The 21,559-nt window shown below is 47.5% G+C and carries 14 protein-coding genes; 6 read left to right on the top strand and 8 right to left on the bottom strand.

Features of this window, described 5'->3' with window-relative positions; translation table 11 throughout:
- The first annotated feature begins 165 nt into the window (after positions 1-165).
- Entirely contained in the window at positions 166-4,452 is a 4,287-nt protein-coding gene (locus MKX46_RS17235) for a S8 family serine peptidase (RefSeq protein ID WP_341071536.1), read from the top strand.
- 83 nt (positions 4,453-4,535) lie between these two features.
- Here MKX46_RS17235 and MKX46_RS17230 read toward each other — a convergent pair whose 3' ends face one another.
- The gene (locus tag MKX46_RS17230) at positions 4,536-6,032 is read right to left on the bottom strand and encodes a sensor histidine kinase (protein ID WP_029516828.1); all 1,497 of its coding nucleotides are present in this window, start codon (positions 6,030-6,032) and stop codon (positions 4,536-4,538) included.
- Positions 6,029-6,715, bottom strand: coding sequence for a response regulator transcription factor (locus MKX46_RS17225; protein WP_029516829.1), 687 nt, complete (start codon positions 6,713-6,715; stop codon positions 6,029-6,031). The genes MKX46_RS17230 and MKX46_RS17225 overlap by 4 nt, the downstream gene beginning before the upstream one ends.
- 240 nt (positions 6,716-6,955) lie before the next feature.
- Between MKX46_RS17225 and MKX46_RS17220 the strand changes: the two genes are divergently transcribed.
- The 5 genes from MKX46_RS17220 to MKX46_RS17200 all read left to right on the top strand — a co-directional run bounded on the left by MKX46_RS17220 (position 6,956) and on the right by MKX46_RS17200 (position 12,677).
- A complete protein-coding gene (locus tag MKX46_RS17220; RefSeq protein WP_029516830.1) occupies positions 6,956-9,295 on the top strand; it encodes a glycosyltransferase family 39 protein in 2,340 nt (779 codons plus the stop codon).
- Between the two features lie 17 nt (positions 9,296-9,312).
- Positions 9,313-10,404, top strand: a complete 1,092-nt coding sequence (locus MKX46_RS17215; protein WP_029516831.1) for a glycosyltransferase family 2 protein — start codon at positions 9,313-9,315, stop codon at positions 10,402-10,404.
- Positions 10,405-10,407: 3 nt separating this feature from the next.
- Entirely contained in the window at positions 10,408-10,830 is a 423-nt protein-coding gene (locus MKX46_RS17210; protein ID WP_029516832.1) for a GtrA family protein, read from the top strand.
- Positions 10,827-11,708, top strand: a complete 882-nt coding sequence (gene galU, locus MKX46_RS17205) for a UTP--glucose-1-phosphate uridylyltransferase GalU (protein ID WP_023986636.1) — start codon at positions 10,827-10,829, stop codon at positions 11,706-11,708. Before MKX46_RS17210 ends, galU begins: the two co-directional genes overlap by 4 nt.
- Positions 11,709-11,849: 141 nt before the next feature.
- Positions 11,850-12,677 (top strand): class I SAM-dependent methyltransferase, encoded by an 828-nt coding sequence (locus tag MKX46_RS17200; protein WP_029516833.1) that lies wholly within the window; start codon positions 11,850-11,852, stop codon positions 12,675-12,677.
- Positions 12,678-12,841: 164 nt separating this feature from the next.
- Here the strand turns inward: MKX46_RS17200 and MKX46_RS17195 are convergent, their stop codons facing one another.
- The 6 genes from MKX46_RS17195 to MKX46_RS17170 all read right to left on the bottom strand — a co-directional run bounded on the left by MKX46_RS17195 (position 12,842) and on the right by MKX46_RS17170 (position 21,418).
- Entirely contained in the window at positions 12,842-13,591 is a 750-nt protein-coding gene (locus MKX46_RS17195) for a glycerophosphodiester phosphodiesterase (protein ID WP_209949951.1), read from the bottom strand.
- An 87-nt stretch (positions 13,592-13,678) separates the two neighbouring features.
- Positions 13,679-14,740 carry a hypothetical protein gene (locus tag MKX46_RS17190; RefSeq protein WP_165149178.1) on the bottom strand — a complete coding sequence of 354 codons (1,062 nt, stop codon included), beginning with the start codon at positions 14,738-14,740 and terminating at the stop codon, positions 13,679-13,681.
- Between the two features lie 24 nt (positions 14,741-14,764).
- Positions 14,765-16,660: an HSP90 family protein gene (locus MKX46_RS17185; RefSeq protein ID WP_341071535.1), complete on the bottom strand. Its 1,896-nt coding sequence runs from the start codon at positions 16,658-16,660 to the stop codon at positions 14,765-14,767.
- 421 nt (positions 16,661-17,081) lie between these two features.
- Positions 17,082-18,596 carry an arabinosylfuranosidase ArfA gene (gene arfA / locus MKX46_RS17180; protein ID WP_029516837.1) on the bottom strand — a complete coding sequence of 505 codons (1,515 nt, stop codon included), beginning with the start codon at positions 18,594-18,596 and terminating at the stop codon, positions 17,082-17,084.
- A 304-nt stretch (positions 18,597-18,900) separates the two neighbouring features.
- Positions 18,901-20,487, bottom strand: a complete 1,587-nt coding sequence (locus MKX46_RS17175) for a S8 family serine peptidase (protein WP_165149182.1) — start codon at positions 20,485-20,487, stop codon at positions 18,901-18,903.
- Between the two features lie 148 nt (positions 20,488-20,635).
- On the bottom strand, positions 20,636-21,418 hold the full coding sequence (locus MKX46_RS17170) for a muscle M-line assembly protein unc-89 Uncoordinated protein 89 (protein ID WP_069010098.1): 783 nt from the start codon (positions 21,416-21,418) through the stop codon (positions 20,636-20,638).
- Between the last annotated feature and the right edge of the window lie 141 nt (positions 21,419-21,559).

Below are 21,559 nucleotides of genomic sequence, written 5' to 3'. Positions count from 1 at the left end.
TAATATATCCCACCAATATGGTAAGATATGCCTCAAAACTGGCAAGTTAGTCACCAGTGGTCAATTCTATTATTTTAGATATTAAGGGAGGCGTGAGAATAACGGCAGTGGCTTCAAATCCTAGTATGTAGAGATATCATATTTTGATTGAAAAGAGGGAAATCTTTGAAAAAGCCGATCATTTTGCAAAAAATACCTGTCGTATCACTCGCTCTTGCCTTGACGGTAAGCTTGTCTCTGCCGTCTGTCAGTTCTGCTGCTAGCGCAGATCTGCAAATCAACTCATTTCTGGAAGCTCAGCAAGCATTGACTATTGAGGCGGCTCCGGCCTTCATTTCGCCAGAGCTCAGCACAGATTCTTCCCGTCAGGTCAGAGTCATCGTACAGCTTGATGGTGAGCCCTTAGCCGTGGACAAATATGCAGCACGTTCAGGCGTCCAAGCTTTTACAGCTCAATCTGAGCAAAAAGCGGAATCCGCGATTGCCACTGAGCAAACTACGTTCGTAGACCAAGCCGCTGAGCATGGTATTTCTCTTCAGGTGAATTACCAGTACAACACGGTGCTTAACGGCTTGGAGGTCACACTGCCAGCCAATAAGATTCCAGAACTGGCTAAACTGCCAGGCGTAAAATCCATTCATGAAAACAAAACGTATTATTCCATCCCCGTACAGGACCCGCCAACACTTACAGCCAGTGAAGCCACTTATGATAACGCACCGCTGGACCAGATTGGTGTTCCTGAAGCCTGGGCCAAAGGATTGAATGGCGCGGGAATCAAGGTCGGGGTTATTGATACCGGTATCGATTATGAGCATCCGGACTTGAAAGAAGCCTACAAAGGCGGATATGACTCTTTTGAACAGGACAACGACCCTTACGAGGAACCGTTCCTCGAAAAGGAGAATGATCCATTCGGCACAGGTTTTAGCGGAACGACACATGGTACTCACGTCTCTGGCACAATTGCTGGTAAAGCCACCAATAAATCCTCGGATATTGTGCAAAAGGGTATTGCCTATAAATCGGACTTATACGTGTATAAAGTGCTTGGACGCAATACCAAGACGGGTCGCTCCTCCGGTTCCTCCGCACAGGTCATTGATGGTATTGAACGTGCTGTCAAAGATGGTATGAACGTCATTAACCTGTCGCTGGGCTCGGATTCTGAAAAGGACCCGAACTCCCCGGATTCCATTGCTATTAATAATGCTGTACTTTCCGGCGTAGTCGCGGTCATAGCGAATGGTAATGCGGCCCAACAAGGACCCTACTTTTATTCCATGGGTTCTCCCGCAACATCCCAGCTGGCGATTTCCGTCGGTGCAGCCACTTCCCCGAGCCATAGCTATTCAAATAAAGCATCCGTCAATCTTGTAACCTATGGTAATGATGAAAAGCCTTTAACAGTTACATCAGATACCTATTACAATTTTAATATGATGGCTTGGCAAACTTTTCATGAGGATTTTTCTTCTATTATGGGGACAGAACCATTGGAATTGGTTTATGCCAATTTGGGATATCCAGATGATTTCACTTCTAAAGATGTAAAAGATAAGGTTGTGATCGTATCGCGTGGCGTCTTGGGCTTCGTAGACAAGATCGCAAACGCACAACAAAATGGTGCAAAGGCTATTATTATTTTTAATGGTCAAGCGAAATCTGGCGACAGCACACGAGCCAATCTGAGTGAAGCTATCCCTGGTTACGATGGTTACATTAATTCGAATCAAGGAGACAATGTAGATTATATCCCTACCTTTGACATGACAGGAAAAGAAGGTAGAGCACTGGCAAGACAAATCATTGAAAGCCAAAACCACAAACAAAAATTCTTTATTGCTTTTGGAGAAGAGTATCATCGTACTGACAATCCTGGTAATACCATGGCCGGATTTAGCTCCCGCGGACCCAATGGCGATGAACTGCTGAGCATCAAGCCGGACGTGAGCGCACCAGGGGTTAGCATCATGTCAACCTACCCTGCCTTCGCCAAGTTCTATCCGGATGCATCCTATGAGCAAGCTTACAAACGCAGCAACGGAACGAGTATGGCATCTCCGCATGTGGCTGGACTTGCCGTGTTGCTGAAGCAGCAACATCCGAACTGGACACCGTTTGATATCCGCGCTGCTCTGGCAAACACTTCGGTTACACTCTTTGATGAGGATAAAATCCAATATGATGTGTATTCCCAAGGTGCAGGCCTTGTAAACATCGCTAATGCGATTCAGACGCCAGCCCTGCTGGAAACCGTCGAAAAGATTACGATTCTCGACAAAAACTTTAATCGGCAGGAGGTTGTGAATTACAATCCTTCCGCCAGCTTCGGGGTGTTACGACCTGGTAGTGATGCGAAGCAGATTCAGCTTCAACTCAAAAACTTGTCGGCTAACACTGTGCAATATGAAGCCAGCACCGTGTTACATGATAATGTAACCTCTGATCCAACTAAGCCGATTGCTACACCTGACGTGAGCAACATTGCCGTTCAGTTGCAAGGTGTTGGCGCGAATGGAGCAATTTCGGCAGAACCGGGTAAATCGCAACCGTTCTTCCTGTCTGTACAACCAAATTCGGGTGCAGCCACAGGTGTATATGAAGGGGAAGTTATTCTGAAAAGCGCCGGACTGCCAACCCTTCATCTGCCGTTCGTCGTTCATGTGGGCAAGGAAAATCCTACAACTGGCTTCGGCTTGCAGGACCTGAGCGTTACCAACCCGATTATTTACCCAAGTCGGACAGGGGTTCAGCGCTCAACAGATTTGGCTTTCCGCCTGACCACAGATAAAACCAACCAGATCGCGCTTTATGTATACGGCGTAGATGATAAATTGATCGGTCTGATTGATGGAATAACGACTTCCAAAGAACAAGGAGCTAACGCTCGCCTCAAACAAGGCGTATATTCCTTTAAGGGTATTGACGGAAGTTACGTGGAATTAGATGACAATGGCAAGCCTGTGCTGGATGCTAATGGTCAACCCGTTATTCAACACTTGAAAGATGGCGTGTACAAGCTGGAAGTCAGTTCTCCTGAACTGAATGAAAAGGGCGAAGTTGAACGCAATACCGATGGCCCTAAACTGTTCACCGCCACTAAAGCTATTCGTGTGGATAATAGCGCCGCATCCAGCGGTAGTGGTGGAGGCGGAGGTGGTGGAGGTGGCGGCAGAAGCAATACTACACCTTCTGCTGCAACGAACACATCCCCCCCTGTTCCTACATCTGCTCCTTCACTTCAAAGCGTAGTGAAGCAAGGACAGGCTGTTAAAACTGTCACTACAGCCGTTGCATTGAACAATAATGTACAGTCGCTGACAGTAACCGATGCAGATTTGCAGGCTGCCGTGACAGCAGCAGGTTCCAGCCCGACAGCTATTGTACTGTCGGCTACTAGCCAAGCAGGCCAAACGACGAAAGCATCGCTCACTTCCACACAACTGGTAACGCTGGGCAAGGCTGCAGCAGGAAGCAGCTTGATTGTAAGCAATACAGGCTCCTCTCTGGCTTTGCCAGTATCCGCTCTGAAAAATGTTCCTGCTGGTGCAGGCATTGAAGTGATCATCAGCAGCCAGGCAGAGGCGAGCGGTACATTTACAGGCAAGTTGAAAGGCTCCAATGTGATCGGCACCCCGGTAGGGTTTGAAGCTAACATTGTCACTGGTGGCAAGAGTCAATCGCTCAAAGTTGCTCCAGGACAGTTTATTAGCAGATCCTTTACCGTACCTGGTCAAATTGATTCTAATACAGCCGGTGTACTCTATACGGCAAACGGAAATGTTTATCCCGTTCCATCCGTCTTCACCAAGCAGGCTGATGGATCTACCGTCGTCAAGGTAAGCCGTCCGGGCTTCTCGACGTATGCAGCGGCGACACGTCCCGTTAGCTTTGAAGATATCTCATCGTCGTATGCCCAATCCGAAATTCAATCGCTGGCAAACAAGTTGCTGATTAACGGCACGACCGACACGACTTTCTCACCGAAGAAAAACGTGACACGTGCAGAATTTGCAGCCCTGGTAACCCGAGCACTCGGCCTGACACCAGGTACTGCTGGACCATTCAGTGATATCCCGGCAGGTAGCTGGTACTCCGGCGATGTGGCAGCCGCTTATGAAGCTGGATTGATTACGGGCCGCAGCAGCGACAAGTTCGATCCGAATGCTAATATCAGTCGTCAAGAAATTGCTGTCGTGCTGGGTAAAGCTGTAGATCTGCTTCAAATCAAAGCAGCAGCCGATGGTCCTGCACGCACACCGTACCATGATGCTTCATCCTTTGCAGGCTACGCCAAGGACAATATTGAAAAAGTAAGTGCAGCAGGCATCATCAACGGGGAAGCGATTAAAGGCTCCTCCTACTTCCAGCCGAATGCACCTACAACCCGTGAGGCATCTGCCAAGGTGCTGCATGTGCTCTTACAAAAAGCTTCGCTGATTAACTAACAATTAAAAAGCCCCCCGAGCCGTGTTATAACCAAAGCTGCGGTTCGGGAGGCTATTTTTATGTTACGCCATAATCTGCAATACTATACTGTTCCCACTAAAGGTAGCGTTACTTTGAATACACTTCCCGTTCCCGGGATACTTTCGGCCGTAATGCTCCCGCCGTGTGCTTCCACGATAGACTGTGTAATGGCCAGACCAAGACCTGCCCCGCCTGAGCTACGTGTACGCGATTCATCTCCACGATAAAAACGCTCAAATATCCGCTCCAGCTGTTCTTTACTCATGCCTGGCCCGTTATCACGAATTTGGATATCCACCAACTTCTTACCTGCAGACAGGTTTACCTGGATTACACCTCTTTCCATATCGGTATGCTGAACCGCATTGTGAAACAGGTTGAGCACGACCTGCTTGATTTTATCCCCTTCTGCCAATACCCGTATACCTGCCGTCATATCAAAAACCACCTTACGTGTACCTGCTAGCATAAGAAGCTGCGGTTTCATTTCCAGCAGCAACGCATCTAGGGGTATGTCTTCCAGCTTTAACTCCGGTGTTCGATCCAGCTTAGCCAACAATAGCAAGTCAGAGACAAGCTTATTCATCCGCTTGGATTCACCATACATACTTTCTAATGCTGATTGGAGCTGCTTCGGATTGGATGCAGCCCCACGAAGCAACACTTCCAAGAAGCCGTGAATAGACGTGAGCGGGGTGCGCAGTTCATGGGAGGCGTCCGCAATAAATCGTCTCATCTGCATCTGCAATTCCCGTTCGGCTGCAAAAGAATGCTCCAGCCGTTCCAGCATTCCGTTAAATGAAACCGCCAAACGATCCACCTCATACTGCCCCTGCTCTGCATCAAAGCGCTCGGCCAGATTGCCGGCATCAATACGTTTGACTGCCTCAACCATCCTGGAAAGGGGTACCAACGTGCGGCGCAGCACCGGAAGCATAAGCGCCAACCCAATCGCAAGTGCAATCAGAGACAATAAAATAAAGGTGCGGAGCTGGTTAATCAACTGCTCTTGCATAGAAGTCGTGGATACGCCCATTTGAAGTAAACCGGAAGAACGGTCAGGTGGACCAAGCGGACGGAATACAACCAGTTGCTCTTTCCCCTGGGCATCCGTGATTAATTGATAGCCGTGACGCATGCGCTTACTCTGCTGCATTGCTTGATACTGCTGAGTGGTGAGACGCGGCGGTTTAAGTCCATTTTCATTGGACAAGCTCTGGAAGGTGCCGTCTATACCTATAGAAGCAAGCGACATATCCGGCCAAAACAGAAACGGTCCCGGTCGATTACTCCTTCGATTGGACTCATCTTGAGGAACGGTTACCCCAGCCCCGCTCTTTTCCTGCGAATCCTTAATCAATAAATCGGCAGGAATTGAATTCAGCTGTGTATTCATAGCTTCTGCCCGACTGCGATACAGAAAATCTTTCATCAGAAAATATTGTAGAAAACCAATCAATACAAGCAACAAAGCCAAAATGAGTAACGTTCTGGCCAAAAGCTGGGATCGGAGAGAACGGAGTGCATATTTTCTCCGACTTTTCCCGCCCGCCTTCATAGCAGATCCACCCGGTATCCCACACCGCGCAGCGTACGAATGACCCGGTGCTCCTTGTCTTTGAGTTTTTCACGCAAGGAGCGAATGTACACCTCAACAATATTATCCTCGCCTCCAAAATCGTACCCCCATACCCGGTCCAGAATACGACTTTTACTTAACACAATCCCGTGATTCAACACCAAAAACTTCAATAGTTCATATTCGGTAGGCGACAGTTCCAGCACCTGACTCTGATAACGGATTTCCTTCCGTCGATCATCCACTTGAAAGGGGCCGTGAACCACTTCTCCCAGCAGATCGGGGAACTGATTGCGCAAGCGCGCTTCAATGCGAGCCAGCAGCTCATTAAAACTGAAGGGTTTTACAACATAATCATCCGCGCCGAGTTTTAATCCCTTTACCCGATCGTCGACATCATCCTTGGCAGTCAGCATAATGACCGCGATGTTATCCTCCGTCTCCTTGAGACTTTGGCACACCTCAAAACCGTTCATTTCCGGCATCATCACATCCAGCACCGCTACATGCGGGCGAAACTCTTTTGCCAAATCGAGCGCTTGACTCCCGTTCTCGGCGGTTCTGACTTCATATCCTTCATTAATCAGTCCAAGCTCTAAAAATTGCAAAATATGAGGCTCATCATCTGCCAGCATAATTTTAACTCCGTGTATTGGATTCATTATTCACCTTCCCTTTCATGTTGCTGCATTTTTCTCATATAAAAGTCGATTCATTTTCACCTGTATCTAATATACCTGAATCCTGTCGCAAAAAAAGCACCCCTGCTCAGCTTTCAGCTAACGTTCAGGGAGCGCTCAGAACGCATTAAGGTACGTCTGGCATGATAATAGCAAGCCGGTAGTTCACCGGGCCAAGATCGGAATAAATACAAAGAAACTTTCACAGGGAGTGGAATGAACATGATTAAGAAATGGTTTAAGACCAGGGCGGACATCCCCCTGATCATCATTATGCTGATATCCGCATTTTTGAACGGATACAACATCTGGCAAGACAAATATGTAAACACCTACTACACGACGGCCGTAGCAAGCATGCTACAAAGCTTTCACAACTTCTTTTTCGCCTCACTTGATTCTGCCGGATCGGTAACGGTAGACAAACCCCCTGTGGTGTTCTGGATTCAGACACTGAGCGCCTATATATTCGGGCTTCACGGATGGAGCGTTATCTTGCCACAGGCGCTGGCTCAAGTCGGATCGGTCTTGCTCGTTTACTTGCTCGTCAAACCGAGCTTCGGTACGATGGCCGCACGTTTGGCCGCCTTCGCCATGGCAACGACACCGATAGCCGTAGCGGTTAGCCGTACGAATAACATCGACGCTATGTTGGTTTTCACACTGTTGCTCGCAACATGGCTATTGTTCAGAGGCCTTAGAAATAGCAAAACCGGGCTGATCCTTGCTGCTTTCGCAGTCGTAGGCATCGCCTTTAACGAAAAAATGTTACAAGCCTATATGATCGTTCCCGCACTGGGTCTGTTCTATCTGCTGGCTTCCAAGTTTAACTGGAAGCGAAAAGCAGCAACACTGGTAGGATCAGCAGTTGTCCTCCTGATCGTATCACTCTCTTGGGCAGTCGTAGTGGACTCTACTCCGGCAGATGAACGCCCTTATATGGGGAGTAGCGGTACGAACTCTGTGCTGAATTTGGCCTTTGGTTATAACGGCCTGTCCCGTCTGACAGGAGATCAGGGTACAGGTGGCAATCGTGGCGGAGAACGTACGGATCGGAACAATAACGCTGCAACGAATAGCAGCAACACAAACACGGATCAGGCTCAGACGACCACATCATTGGACAGCACTACTTCTACGGATGACTCAGGTGCCAACAACATGGGTGCAGGTGGTCAAATGCCACCGGGTGGATTTGGCGGCAACGGACAAGGTGGTCCTGGAGACGGGCAAGGTGGCCAGGGCGGTCCAGGCGGTGGACCGGGAGGGAATTCTGGTGGCGGCATGTTCGGTACTGGCGAAAAAGGACCTTTACGGTTGTTCCAATCCTCCCTGTCAGGTCAAGCCAGCTGGCTGCTTCCATTTGCATTAATTGCTTCCATCGGCCTGCTTGCAAGCATTCGACGTCGTAATATCACACAAAAACACAAAGAGGTCATCTTCTGGCTGACCTGGTTGATTCCCGTAGCTGCATTTTTCAGCGTAGCAGGATTCTTTCATCATTATTACCTGATTATGCTCGCGCCACCAATTGCAGCGCTCTTTGGAGCAGGATTCGTAGAATTGTGGAAGCAGTATCGTGAGCGTTCCAACTGGCTCTCCTGGCTGTTACCCGCAGCAGTATTGGCAACCTCGGTATTTAGCTGGTTTGTTTTGCAAAATTACAACGATACCATTGGCAGTGGCTGGTCCATCACGGTATTGATCTTAGGGATCATCGGCACGGTGCTGCAGGTAGTGGCACGAATGAAATCTGAGAAGTTCACAAGGTTCGCCATCATTGCAAGTGTACTCGCTATGTTTATCGGTCCTGCATATTGGGCATTGACACCGATCATCTACGGAGGGAACAGCATGATTCCACAAGCCGGACCCACTCAATTTGGCGGCGGTGGCGGTGGCGGAATGCCGGGCGGCAATGATCGCAATAGAGGTCAGAGCGCCAATGGACAACAAGCCGAAGGAACTCAAACGAATAACCAGACCAATAATGCAGAGAATTCCAGTCCTGATGGAAATACTTCAAGCACACAAACAAGTACAGACACGGAGCAAAAATCTTCTACCCGTTCCAGAGGAATGGGAGGACCCAACGGTAGCCAAAGTTTAGATCAAAAAACGTTGAGCTATTTGCAAAAAAATAACACAGGTGAAACCTACCTTTTCGCAGCAAGTAATTATTCAACGGCTGCTCCTTACCTGGTCGAGGCCGGACAAAAAGTAATTATTATGAACGGTTTTGTATCCTCCGATCCAGTCTATACCGTCGATAAAATCAAGGCGCTGGTCGAAAGCGGACAAGTGAAGTACTTCATGATTTCTGGTGGAGGCGGCGGACCGGACGGCGGTAACTCTGAAGTCACTGCATGGATCAAAGAACACGGCAAGTTGATCCCTACAGATGAATGGAAAACAACAGCAGACGAAACAAGTACAGACGTTAAAGCCACCGAGAGCGGAAGCGACACGACGAACAGCAATGCGAACGCCCAGGATGGTCAAGGTGGCCCTGGCGGAGACGATCGTGGCGGAAGCGGTACTTTATACGAAATCACATTATAAATGAGGAGGAACTACGAATGAGTGAACCCATCCGTTATTCCATAGTTATTCCGATGTACAACGAGGAAGCTGTTATTACGGAAACCTACCGGAGGCTGAAACAAGTCATGGGCTCAATGGGTGAGCCCTACGAGCTGATCTTCGTAAATGATGGAAGTTCGGACCGCAGCGTCCAATTGATCAAGGAATTCAGTCTCAGAGATGACACCATTGTATTGATTGATTTCTCTCGCAATTTTGGTCATCAGCTAGCGATTACCGCCGGGATGGATTATGCGGTGGGGGAGGCGGTCGTCGTCATTGACGCCGACCTCCAAGACCCGCCGGAACTGATTGTTGAGATGGCTAACAAGTGGAAGGAAGGCTATGAAGTGGTCTACGCCAAACGGCTCAAACGCAATGGCGAAACTCGCTTCAAGAAATGGTCTGCCAGCCTCTTCTACCGTGTACTTAAAGCATCAACGGACATTAATATCCCGGTCGACACCGGGGACTTCCGCCTAATGGATCGTAAGGTCATAGAAGAATTGAAACGGCTGCCGGAAAATAACCGATTCGTTCGTGGACTGGTCAGCTGGATCGGATTCAAACAAACTGCTGTAGAATATGAGCGCGACGAGCGGCTCGCGGGCGAGACCAAGTATCCGTTGAAACGAATGATCAAGCTCAGTCTGGACGGGATCACATCCTTTTCGATTAAGCCGCTCAAGCTGGCAGGATATATCGGTGCACTTCTCTCCATGTCCGGCTTCCTGTATCTGATGTACGTACTGTTTCTCAACTTTTTCACCGACTCCTACGTGATGAAGGGCTGGTCGTCTATGATTAGCATCAGCCTGATTTTCGACGGGGTGATCCTCATCATTCTCGGTATTATGGGTGAATATGTTGGACGGATTTATGACGAAACCAAAGCACGTCCGCTATACATTGTCCGTGAGCATCTGGGTGGACAATACGAAAACGGTCCGACACATGCTATGAAGGCCCCTGAACCACGCGAGTCCCTGTACATGCAAGGAGCCCGTGAAAGCCTGATTTCGGCAGGACGCACAGTGCGCGGCAACAGTGCGGTATATACCGGACCCAAATCCGGTCATGGAGCCTAAACTATGAAAAGTCGCATGGCCCAGCTGCTTCCTATGATTCGATTTGGCATTGTAGGTCTGGTGAATACAGGCGTAGATTATATTATTTTTATGCTGCTAGCTTGGGGCGGAGTGCCGGTCATTGTAGCGCAGATCATTTCGTACAGCTGCGGCACAGCCAACAGTTATATTTTGAACAGCAAATGGACATTCAACAAACAACTATCAAACGACACAAACAAGCGTCAATTACCCAAATTTATCGTCATCAACCTGGTCGTATTAGGGATAACCTCCCTATTACTGCAAGTGCTCCACACGGGAACCGAGTTGCCACTTGCTTTAGACAAGCTGATCGCCACCGCAGCCGGAATGATCATCAATTATATCGGGAGCCGATACTGGGTATTTGGTTCCCCATCCCGAAAGGAAAGTGAGTTTCTATGAGAAAAATTACAAAAGCTGTTATTCCAGCCGCCGGATTAGGAACCCGTTTTCTACCAGCTACGAAAGCTTTACCGAAAGAGATGCTTCCCATCGTAGACAAGCCGGCTATTCAATATATCGTAGAAGAAGCTATCAAGTCCGGAATTGAGAGCATCATTATCGTAACGGGGCGTAATAAAAAAGCCATCGAGGATCATTTTGACAAGTCTGTGGAGTTGGAGCAGGTACTGGAGAGCAAAGGTAAATACGATCTTCTGCGTGAAGTTCAAAGCATCGGGGGTAAAGCAGTCATTCACTATATCCGTCAAAAAGAACCTCTCGGCTTGGGACACGCGGTAAGCTGCGCTCGTCAGTTCATCGGCGATGAACCATTTGCCGTGTTGCTGGGCGATGATATTATGAATTCCTCCACCCCGGCGATCCGTCAAATGATGGATGTCTACGAGGCGACTGGCAAGCAAGTGGTCGGCGTGCGCACGGTGGAAGAACAAGATGTGAGTAAATACGGCATTATTGACTCTACTCACCAGAACGGTCTCATCCACGAAGTCGGCGGGCTTGTTGAAAAACCTTCTCCGGCAGATGCCCCTTCGCGGCAGGCAGTCATTGGTCGGTATGTATTGGAGCCTTCCATTTTCTCTATATTGGAAAACCTGTCCACTGGGGCAGGCGGTGAATATCAATTGACAGACGCACTCCATCAGGTAGCATTGCAGAACCAACTGCTCGCATTGGAACTGGAAGGCACACGTTATGATATTGGAGATAAAGCTGGATATCTGGAAGCCGTGCTCCACATGGGTATGCAACGCGAAGATTTGCGTCCAATGCTTGACTCCATGATGCGCGAGTGGGCTCTTGCTTCAATGATAAAATAGGGAATTTCCCCTCCGAAATCCGACGGGTGCTGTGAAATCACGAGAGTAGATGGATGAACATGTAAACCTGTACAATGTAGGAGTACAGCAGCATTTGAATCTGCTCGGCCGCCCGGTCGAAACTAAGGAGGAAGAGGACCTATAATACCTGAGGGAAATCTGCAAAGCAACGTAGATCGTTTTAGCGGTTTTGCCGACAACTACGATCAGCACCGCCCGGAAGCACCGTCACTCGTCGTGGAAATCGTCAGCCGCTATCTGGAGCGAAACGTAGAGCTCGTTGCCGATATTGGCTGCGGTACAGGACTTTCAACTTTCATATGGGAAAACGCCGCTCGGCAAGTCGTCGGTATCGAGCCTAACTCGGACATGAGAGGAAAAGCGCAGCACAAGCTGGAGACAGCAGGAACGACAAAGGCAGGAACCATTTCCTTCAAAAGCGGGTTCTCCAACAACCTGCCCTTTGAGGACGGAACTGTAGACGTCATCACCTGCTCTCAATCCTTTCACTGGATGGACCCCGAGAGCACGCTTCAGGAAGCGGGCAGGGTCTTGGCTCAGGGCGGCGTGTTCGCAGCCTTTGACTGTGACTGGCCTCCGGTGCTGCAATGGCAGATAGAGCAAGCTTATACAGAGCTTATCACCAAAGCGGATACCCTTTTGGAACAGGAAGCCCCAGTAGAGCAGCAAGCTCATAAATGGAGCAAGGATCAGCATTTAGCTAATCTGCACCGCAGCGGGCAATTCCGATATACCCGGGAGATTGTTTTCCACAACCGTGAGCAGTGTGACGCAGCTCGTTATACAGGGCTCGCTCTCAGCCAAGGGGGTATTCAAAGTCTCTTAAAACTTGGCAATAGAACGCTTGACGGCGATGTAGCCCGCTTCGTGAACCTGGTAGAGAATCATTTTCAGGGCAGAACACTAGACATTCTGTTCAGCTATCGTATGCGGCTCGGCATCAAGTAGAAAGGAATCAAGGCCATCGTGGATGATACGCTCTTCGGCTTAGGGCAAAAAAGACTCTCCCTCGCCTCGTAAAAACGAGTGCGTACAGGAGAGTCTTTTTCTTCAATAAATAGCCACGCTCATATCCCTGCAAACCTTAGTTGCAGTTCCACTGTGTCTTCAACCTAGGAAGAGCGGACAGCCAATAAGTGCGCCAACCGATCAGGATAGTCCGTGATAATGCCGTTTACCCCGGCCTCTAGCAGACGCTTCATTTCTTCTGGCTCATTCACCGTCCATGGGTGGTAGACGACGCCTAATGCCAAAGCCTCTGATACAGCTTCTGGTGTAACCACTTGTTTGTAGGCATGAAGTGCGGTAACCCCGAATTGGGTGGCATACTCGGATGGGCGGACCATAATTTCGATATACAGCGCCCCCGTCTTGATTTCAGGAGCAAGCTGCGCACAGAGCGCCAGCGATTCGTGATTAAAGCTGGATATGATTACCCGCTGTTCTAATCCAAAACGCTTCACGGTAGCAATGACCTCTTCCTCCATTCCCGGATAGAGATAAATGCTATTTTTCAACTCTAAATTAATTATTGTATTCGAGGAGGACTGGGCTAGTTCCAGTAGCTCATCCAGCATTGGGACCCGCTCACCTCGGAATTTCTCACCAAACCAGCCGCCCGCATCCAATTTATTTAATTCTTCCAGCGTAATATCCCTTACATCCAGTGAGCAACCTGTCGTACGCTTCAGCGACTCATCGTGAATCAGCACCAGATGCCCATCTTGGGTACGCTGCACATCCGTTTCTATACCTGTTGCTCCCAGTTCCAAGGCGTGGCGGAATGCCGCCATCGTATTCTCAGGACATACACCTGAAGCTCCGCGGTGTGCGAAATTAATCACCTTTCCGGTTACAGTCACCACATAACCCCTCCTGTCATTTCACAGGAACATTATACCTGCTCATTGTTTGGGCAGTATAAAATATTCGTCACAGCTACACTTCTTCTATGCCGTTCGAACAATTTTCCCGATCCACTCGGAATAAAACGTATTCCCGTTCCGTCGATCAAAATCAGCCGCCGCTGACTCTGCCAGTGGCCTAAAATACGCAATGATTTCCGTCAATGTGCGCTCCTCTTTCCCCCATTCCAAGGAAGCCGGCAACCGGATCAACCGTTTTTCTCCCGAAGTATCCAACTTTTGCAGCAGACTCACCATCGTCGCGTAAAAATACATCTGCTCCAGCCCGCTCTCATAGTCTAGCGCCATATGTAGATGACGCTCTACCACTTCGATCCCTTGAACCGGATCAGCAATCGTCAAATATTCGATATGCTCTGCTATCGTTTTCAGAAAGTCACGGTCATCCCGGACTAGGCGATAGCCTTTACGATGCTGCTCCTTTGCCTGATCAACCTCGCCTTGACGATAAAGCGGCAATAGCACCTGCGAGAGCGTCACATGCGGCACTTCTGCACATCTCATACGACCCGACAAAATCGGTTTTGCCACGGCAAGCGCCTGCTCATCCTCTCCGGCCAAGTAGTAGAACCGCACCATCTGGCTCTGCTCGCAGGCTTCACAATCACTCATACTGTCCCGTTCGATCAAGCGGAAGGTATCCAGATATCGCCGTGCTTCTTCCAGATTTCCCATGTCCATCGCGATGCGGAACTTATAATAGTAATATGGACGCTCATTATACCCGTATTCGGCATAACGTCTGCGCATATCCTCCGCCAGATCTTCTATTTGAGTCTTCGATATATTGGAAAAGCTGCACACCTTCCCAAGTATCCATTTGTAATTCCACAACAGCTCATCTGCGTCGTATTCCTCTGGATTTTGATCAAATTGGCCCAACTGCCACGAAAAAGCAATCAGCGACTTCAATGGATATCCGTTAAAAATAGCGCAGTCTACAATCTCTCCCCGAATTTCATAAGCGAGTTCCTTCAATCCGGAAGTGTCTGCCAAGCGAACAGCCTCTTCCAGAATCGCCAGCTTTGCCGCCCCTCCGGGCATATCCTGCGCCTGCTCCATCAATTCATATATTGTCTCTTCCATTTGAATCCTCCCTTAATTACGCAATTACGTATTCTGTCCGTTCCCTAATCCCCAATTGATAAAATGCAGTACACTGCGATTCATCAGTCCCAATTCACTGCGGTTCATCGGGTAGTGCCCCATCATAAGCGCATTCACATACATCATTTCTGTAGCAGCCGTAACCATCTGCGTATCGGTAGCTTCAAGAATTCGGGCCACCACCGGGTTGTTCAGATTAAAGTATAAAGTGGAGTAGCCCGAATTTTGCTGGACTCCTGCTTTCAGACTATCAAGCACATTGGAAAAAAGTGAGGTTGTCTCCTCAACCGTGTTTTCCATGGAGCGCAAGGTCAGTGCATCCTGAGAAATGGTATACAATACTGGCAAACTCGCAGGCTCAAAACGCTTCAACTCAGCGCGACAACGCATTGGCTGCAAAGCAGCATCCATGACACGTAGTACACCGTAATAATTCTCGCGCTCTTCCTGTGTTAGCCCGGTAAATGATAGAGATACTTCCTCAGGGCTAAGACGCTCTGTTTGCAGGTTAGGGTCAATCCAATGCAGCTTTTCCAAAATGTCTGAATCATAAATATAGCCGCCATTGATCACCAACATGGATTGCGCCGCCGCCACATGCGTAATCTGACGATACTCATCTACTGTCGATGTGTAATGCAACGGACGTCCGCCCGCCTCTCGGATCAGTTCACTCAGTTCACGCCGCCCAAATGTACTTTCGAAGGAAAACCAGCGATGCATAATCCGCAGAAATTCATCATCCTCGACCGCGAGCGCCTTCATGGACAGCTCGTGCAAACGAATCCAGTGTTGCAAACGGTCTGGTTCATATTCCGCCATGCGTAGCAGTTCTTCCCGAATACAGGTCCCCAATTCAGAACGAACCGCATCAAGCTGCTCATTTTCATAAAAATATTCACGTGATGCCGTTGGTTGCAATTCATCTGTCCAAATCAGGCTTTTAATGAAGAATGCCCATTCTGGCAATACATTTTCCGCCTTATCGGACACCAACATATGCTTCAAGTACACCCGGTGCAGCCGCTTGCTGTTCAGATTAACACTACGAGGCAAAATGAATGCAATCCCGCCTGTTCTGCCCGATGCCGTCCGCAACGGTATAAAATCACTGAAGCGCTCGCCCATCAGGCGATAGCCTAAATCTAGCACCTCACTACGGCGGCTCCGTAATTGTTCTGGGTCCTGCATCCAGCTCGTCGATGGAAGATTGACGCGCTTGGTCTCCCCGTCTACAGACAGCATGACCGGATACGGCAGCAACGCACCATAATAGAATAAAGACTCCTCTACATGCGCCGGCTCATAATAAAACTCACTTCCCGGCTTGCAGCGCAAATAAATTTGCGTTCCTACAGGCAGTTCGGTCTCCAATCGACGAATCGTATACGTCCCATCCGGCTTCCCTCTCCATTCCATGGAGACGCCTTCCTTCACCGAGCGGGTCAGCACCACAATTTCATCGCTCACCATAAAGCAGGATAGCAACCCAATCCCAAATCGTCCGATAAACGAAGTCTCAGAAGCCAGCAAATCGGCTCCCTTCTTGGAAGACTGACCGATAATCGATAAAAAACGGTGAATGTCTTCTTCTGACAACCCAATGCCGTTATCCTGAATCATCAATACCTGTTGCTCCCCGGCACCAGATAACTCTACGATGACTTTGCCTTCATAGTTGTTACTCTCAGAAGCTGTAGCTTCAAGGGTCTTGTCTTCTTTTAATACATTACTTTCAGTAGCAACCTTCCGCAGCTCCTTGCGAGCCGTGATCGCATCTGTTGCATTTTGCAGAACCTCACGTATAAACACTCGTGGACTGCTATATAAATGATTGGCCAAAATATCAATCATACCGCCCAAGTTCACTTGAAAACGATATTCGTCTGTTTGACTCATAGAGATCATTCCTTTCTCGAAATACTACAACCACCATTTGGATTTAAATAGACTGTCTTTTAAAGTATAACGTGGATTTAAGTCGGATTGCACACCCTGCATTTCAGATATCAGTACGTTGACAACGACATAATAGGGTCTTTTTTCACCTGGGAAGTCTGGCACTGGGTCTAATTAACTTCATAAAAATGTACGGAGTACGAGCACTTAGTGAATAAAGGTCATCTTTGTCTAGTTAAATTTAGTAATAAACATAATATTTATTTAAAATCCACCCTTCTCTCAGAACCCTATATCTATGGAGGGACAAATGGCTCATTTTACGCAAAAAGCTCGCATTGCCGCTCTTGTAATACTCTTACAAGAGAGAATGCGAGCTTATTTAGGTACAGTCGAAGCTGTACCCTTTTACAGAAGAGAATTAATGAGACTTAGCGAGACGGATAACGTTCCACGATGCTTTGCCCAAATGAGCTTTTACAATTCCGTCATCAAGCTTGGCGTTACCGCCGTTGTGAGGCGTAACTTTTTCACCGGCTGGACTGTTGGTCGCTTTAAGATCATCATGCTCCAATACAGTATGCTCGACAATGCGGTAGCCTTCAAAACTGCGTACATCTACTGTCAGCTCCAGCGATTCAGACAAATGACGGTTCACTGCAAAGACAGTCAGCGCGTCTCCCTCTTCATCATAAACTACAGCGCTGTCCAGATAAGGGATGTCTGTGAAGTCCTTGGAGTCGTATTTTTCCGAATCCACGACAGGCATCAGCGATATCCCACGACCATAACGGGAGGCATGCAGATACGGATAGAAGATCGTTTGTTTCCACGCCTTTCCACTATTCTCGGTCATGATTGGCGCAATAACGTTGACCAGTTGGGCGAGACAAGCCATTTTCACACGATCCGCGTGGCGCAGGAACGTAATCAACATGCTGCCTACCAACAATGCATCCTCAAAGTTATAGATATCCTCAAGCTGCGGTGGTGCCACAGACCACGGATCAATTTTTTTGTCCGCATCATTGGAGTGGTACCATACGTTCCATTCGTCAAAGCTGAGCATCATTTTTTTCTTGCTGCGTTTCTTTGCTTTGATATAGTCACAAGTCGAAATGACCGTATGGATAAAATGATCCATATCCATAGAGCGTGCCAGATAATTAGCCGTATCATTGTCATGATTGCCGTAGTATTGGTGCAAGGAAATATAGTCGGCTACCTCATAGGTATGATCCAGTGTGGTTGCTTCCCATTCCGGGAACGTTGGCATCGTGGAACTGGAGCTTCCACAGGATACAAGCTCAATGTCAGGATCAATCAGCTTCATAGCTTTTGCAGATTCAACAGCCAGACGGCCATATTCTTCTGCTGTCTTGTGACCAATCTGCCATGGGCCATCCATCTCGTTACCAAGACACCAAGTTTTAATCTTATGTGGTTGCTCAACCCCGTGACTACGACGTAGATCACTCCAATAGGAGCCGCCTGTGTGGTTGCAATATTCCACCAGATTACGCGCAGCATCAATTCCGCGTGTACCCAGATTAACCGCCATCATGACTTCGGAACCTACATCCTTGGCCCATTTGAAAAATTCATTCGTGCCTACTTCATTTGGCTCGACCGTTCTCCACGCCAGCTCCAACTGTCTAGGTCTGGACGCGACAGGGCCGACACCGTCTTCCCAATTGTAACCGGATACAAAATTACCGCCCGGATAGCGTATAATAGGAACATCAAGCTGTTTTACCAACTCTTTAACATCATTACGGAAACCGCTTTCATCACTAGTTGAATGAGTAGGCTCGTAAATACCGCCATATACGGCACGCCCGAGATGCTCTACAAAAGAGCCATAAATGCGTTTATCGACTTCAGCAATACGAAAAGATTTGTCTACAATCATCTTTGCTTTTACAGCTGCTGCCACCTAAACCATCCTCTCTGAATGCGAAAATAAAATCCGTTGTACCACCAAGACTAAGATGCCGTTTTATTTACGGTTTTAATATAACACACCCTATTTATTATAGTCAATATTATCGTTAAATACTTAATATAATTATTAATGTTTATAATAAACGATAAGCAATTGGTTACGTATTTCTAAATATTTCGTTTTATAAACAAACTTATTGAGTGAATAACCATTTCCTAAATAATAATAACGAATTACAGGTGCGTTCAAAATAGTGCTACTCCCGTATCTTGCAGTCTGTTTTAAATAGTGAATATCAGTCTACCAACAGTTGTTCTAAATATGTATAAATACCACCTATATCGCCCGCGTTTAAGTTTGAGAGGACCCATTCTTTCAAATATCCCTGCTCTGTCCGTATAGATATGTAAATACCTTCAGTTTCCACTTTCACCAGCAAAGAAAGCTCAATATCTACGCCTAATAAAACTCGTTCTTTGGTGCAATCCTCAGTATTCGCAGCCTTTACACACAAAATAGCAATATCCGTATAAGCGTTATATGCCATTTTACCCGCATTATATAACAGTTCCTGTAATCCATTGCTTGCATCCAAAGGGAGCGTATACTCCATATCATGCAACACTGCCGCGGACTGGTCCACCGCGATCCAGCTTTGGTATTCATCCCGGGCAAAGGCCCCTCTCAACTCATGCAAAAAATAAATAATGTCAATGCCCTTGTCATAATAAATACAAATATGCGGAATGCGTGAATCCTCTATTGAGCTAGTCTCCTCCTGCGCCATAAAGAGCCCCTCCTCTTGCTGCCACCAGCGCAAATAGCAAGACGAAAAATTCAGTGATGGGGTGTGTCGTTGATTTTTAGAGATATAGACGACATGTTTTCCATACCGTGAAGCCAATTGTTCCACTTCCTGCAAGCTCACTGGCTCCATTTCCCCTAGCAAGACAATCGTATCTGTCAGGTCGCATACCCGTTGTCCACCTTCGAGCGCTGTATCCTGTTGTTCTCGCTCCCGCAGGATGGCTTGTTCGATGATCGCGGCAACTTTGTCGCCAGAGGGTTGAGCTTCACATTGGGTCTGAAAATAATAGGGTGCTTTCGAACTAATTGCACACTCCTCTATAAACACATAGGCGCGCCGTATCCAATCCGGATGTCCGTAACGCATTACGGGTAATTTAGTATCCTGTATCGGAAGATAGCTATACTTATGTAACATATGTTTTAGCTGTTCTATGGAAGGAACAGCTTTGGACTGCTGCAAAACTTTACATATGTGTGCTGTAATCAATGGAGTGGCATAGCTATTGCTGTTGGGACATTGTACAGCCTCTCCAGCTGCACCTACTAGTTCATGCTTGGCAAAAGCGATAAAATCGATACCGCTTGAGAATGCTAACTCAGCATCATATGTATATTGTCCTGCTGTGAGTATACCGCTATGATCGCAGCGCACACCAATCACATTGGCAAAGGAGGCCGGATAAGTAAGAAGTCCTCCGTTTTGTGCAGCACATACTATAATTAATCCCGCCATAGCTGCATCATTTACAGCCTCCCGCAGCATGCTTCGATCTCGATAATTTATACTCCCCAGGCTGATATTTGCTACCTGTACACCATGTTTTACACACCAATCCAGCGCAGCACAAAGCTGAGTTGCATTTCCTTTTCTATGGTTCATTATTTTTACACTGCTAATGATCGCATCTGGAAAATACGTTTGTACAATAGCTGCACATAGCGTACCGTGATTTAAGGTACGTCCATCTTCTACGTCTCCATGAGCTATTTCGACGTTATATAATAATTGGGTGTTTAAAAAGCCAGCATTAACCCCGTCGTCAATAATGGCTACATGAATCTTGCCATTCATGTTTTCTCCCCCTGTCTCTTCGGATTGTGGAATGAATCTCACGGCTCTGTTCCGTTCTATTAGAGTAAGCGGAGGGTGCCTCTGCGAACGATAGCGTTCGTCTGAAAGCACCCTCCTAATTTAGCAAACCATGTACATAATAGCTGGATCAGACTGCAATATTCACCTTCGTGCCTGCAGTCTTCGCCCCGTCTTTGGCCGAGTCCAGATAAGCATTGAGCTCTTGTTCAGTCCACACCCTGCCTGCCTCTGGATTTGCCTCCTGCTCTTCCTTAGGTTCAACCCGATCTGTAATCATCGGTTCGTTATTCACTGCTTCACTGATACGCTCATTAATATTCGCAGCGATTTCCATGATCTTTCCATTAAGTCCTTCTGCCTTTTCACGCAAAGACGCTGATTTTGCAGGGTTAGCGTTTTCCCACCCCTTAGCCTCGCTTCCCAATGTGATTTGTGCCGTTTTGGCTATTTTGGCACTCTTCAACTCATTGTTTGCAGATACAACACTATGCATTGTATAGGTGACCAATCTTTGCTGCTGCTCCTCAGCAGTCTTAGGCGTATATTCTTCCTTTCTACCTTTTTGAGCTTCTTTTTTACTCTCCTCATCCATGCCTAAAGCCTTTTTTTGCTCTTCCAGTGACTGCTTTTGAATGTTCTCGTCAATTTGCTGAATCTGCTTATCTATCTCTTCCATTTCAGCTTTTACAGCTTCTGGACCGAGACCACGCTTGAGCGCATTACTTAAATAGTCCGAACGCCTCTCCATCAAATTTTGCTTTTGTTCTGTCAATTGTTGAATAACCTTGTTTTGTGGCTTGCCTATACCCTTCTTTTCAGCCTGAGCGGAAAAGGGATGCCGTAGTTCAAGTCGGTTGTTATCTGCGGTGCGGAACGGCGATTGGTGAGATGATGTAAATGATACATTCATCCTAAAACCTCCAATTCTCTTCTAAATGAGGATTTTTTCAAAAATCGAGTAAGCGACTGAAATCGAATTTTGCAAAATCCTGAAATAAGTGATTCTAGAGGTATATCGGATATTTTTGTATGTTTTTGTATGTTTTATCAT

The sequence above is a fragment of the Paenibacillus sp. FSL P4-0113 genome, assembly GCF_038009305.1.
Classification (GTDB): domain Bacteria; phylum Bacillota; class Bacilli; order Paenibacillales; family Paenibacillaceae; genus Paenibacillus; species Paenibacillus polymyxa_D.
This window is presented reverse-complemented; position numbering and strand designations above follow the sequence as displayed.

What these genes read in the sequence shown, in the direction of transcription:
- MKX46_RS17215 (WP_029516831.1), top strand. Translation starts at nt 9,313, where the DNA reads ATGAGTGAACCCATCCGTTATTCCATAGTTATTCCGATGTACAACGAG.
- MKX46_RS17220 (WP_029516830.1), top strand. Translation starts at nt 6,956, where the DNA reads ATGATTAAGAAATGGTTTAAGACCAGGGCGGACATCCCCCTGATCATC.
- galU (WP_023986636.1), top strand. Translation starts at nt 10,827, where the DNA reads ATGAGAAAAATTACAAAAGCTGTTATTCCAGCCGCCGGATTAGGAACC.
- MKX46_RS17225 (WP_029516829.1), bottom strand. Translation starts at nt 6,715, where the DNA reads ATGAATCCAATACACGGAGTTAAAATTATGCTGGCAGATGATGAGCCT.
- MKX46_RS17190 (WP_165149178.1), bottom strand. Translation starts at nt 14,740, where the DNA reads ATGGAAGAGACAATATATGAATTGATGGAGCAGGCGCAGGATATGCCC.
- MKX46_RS17185 (WP_341071535.1), bottom strand. Translation starts at nt 16,660, where the DNA reads ATGAGTCAAACAGACGAATATCGTTTTCAAGTGAACTTGGGCGGTATG.
- MKX46_RS17210 (WP_029516832.1), top strand. Translation starts at nt 10,408, where the DNA reads ATGAAAAGTCGCATGGCCCAGCTGCTTCCTATGATTCGATTTGGCATT.
- MKX46_RS17170 (WP_069010098.1), bottom strand. Translation starts at nt 21,418, where the DNA reads ATGAATGTATCATTTACATCATCTCACCAATCGCCGTTCCGCACCGCA.
- MKX46_RS17230 (WP_029516828.1), bottom strand. Translation starts at nt 6,032, where the DNA reads ATGAAGGCGGGCGGGAAAAGTCGGAGAAAATATGCACTCCGTTCTCTC.
- MKX46_RS17175 (WP_165149182.1), bottom strand. Translation starts at nt 20,487, where the DNA reads ATGAATGGCAAGATTCATGTAGCCATTATTGACGACGGGGTTAATGCT.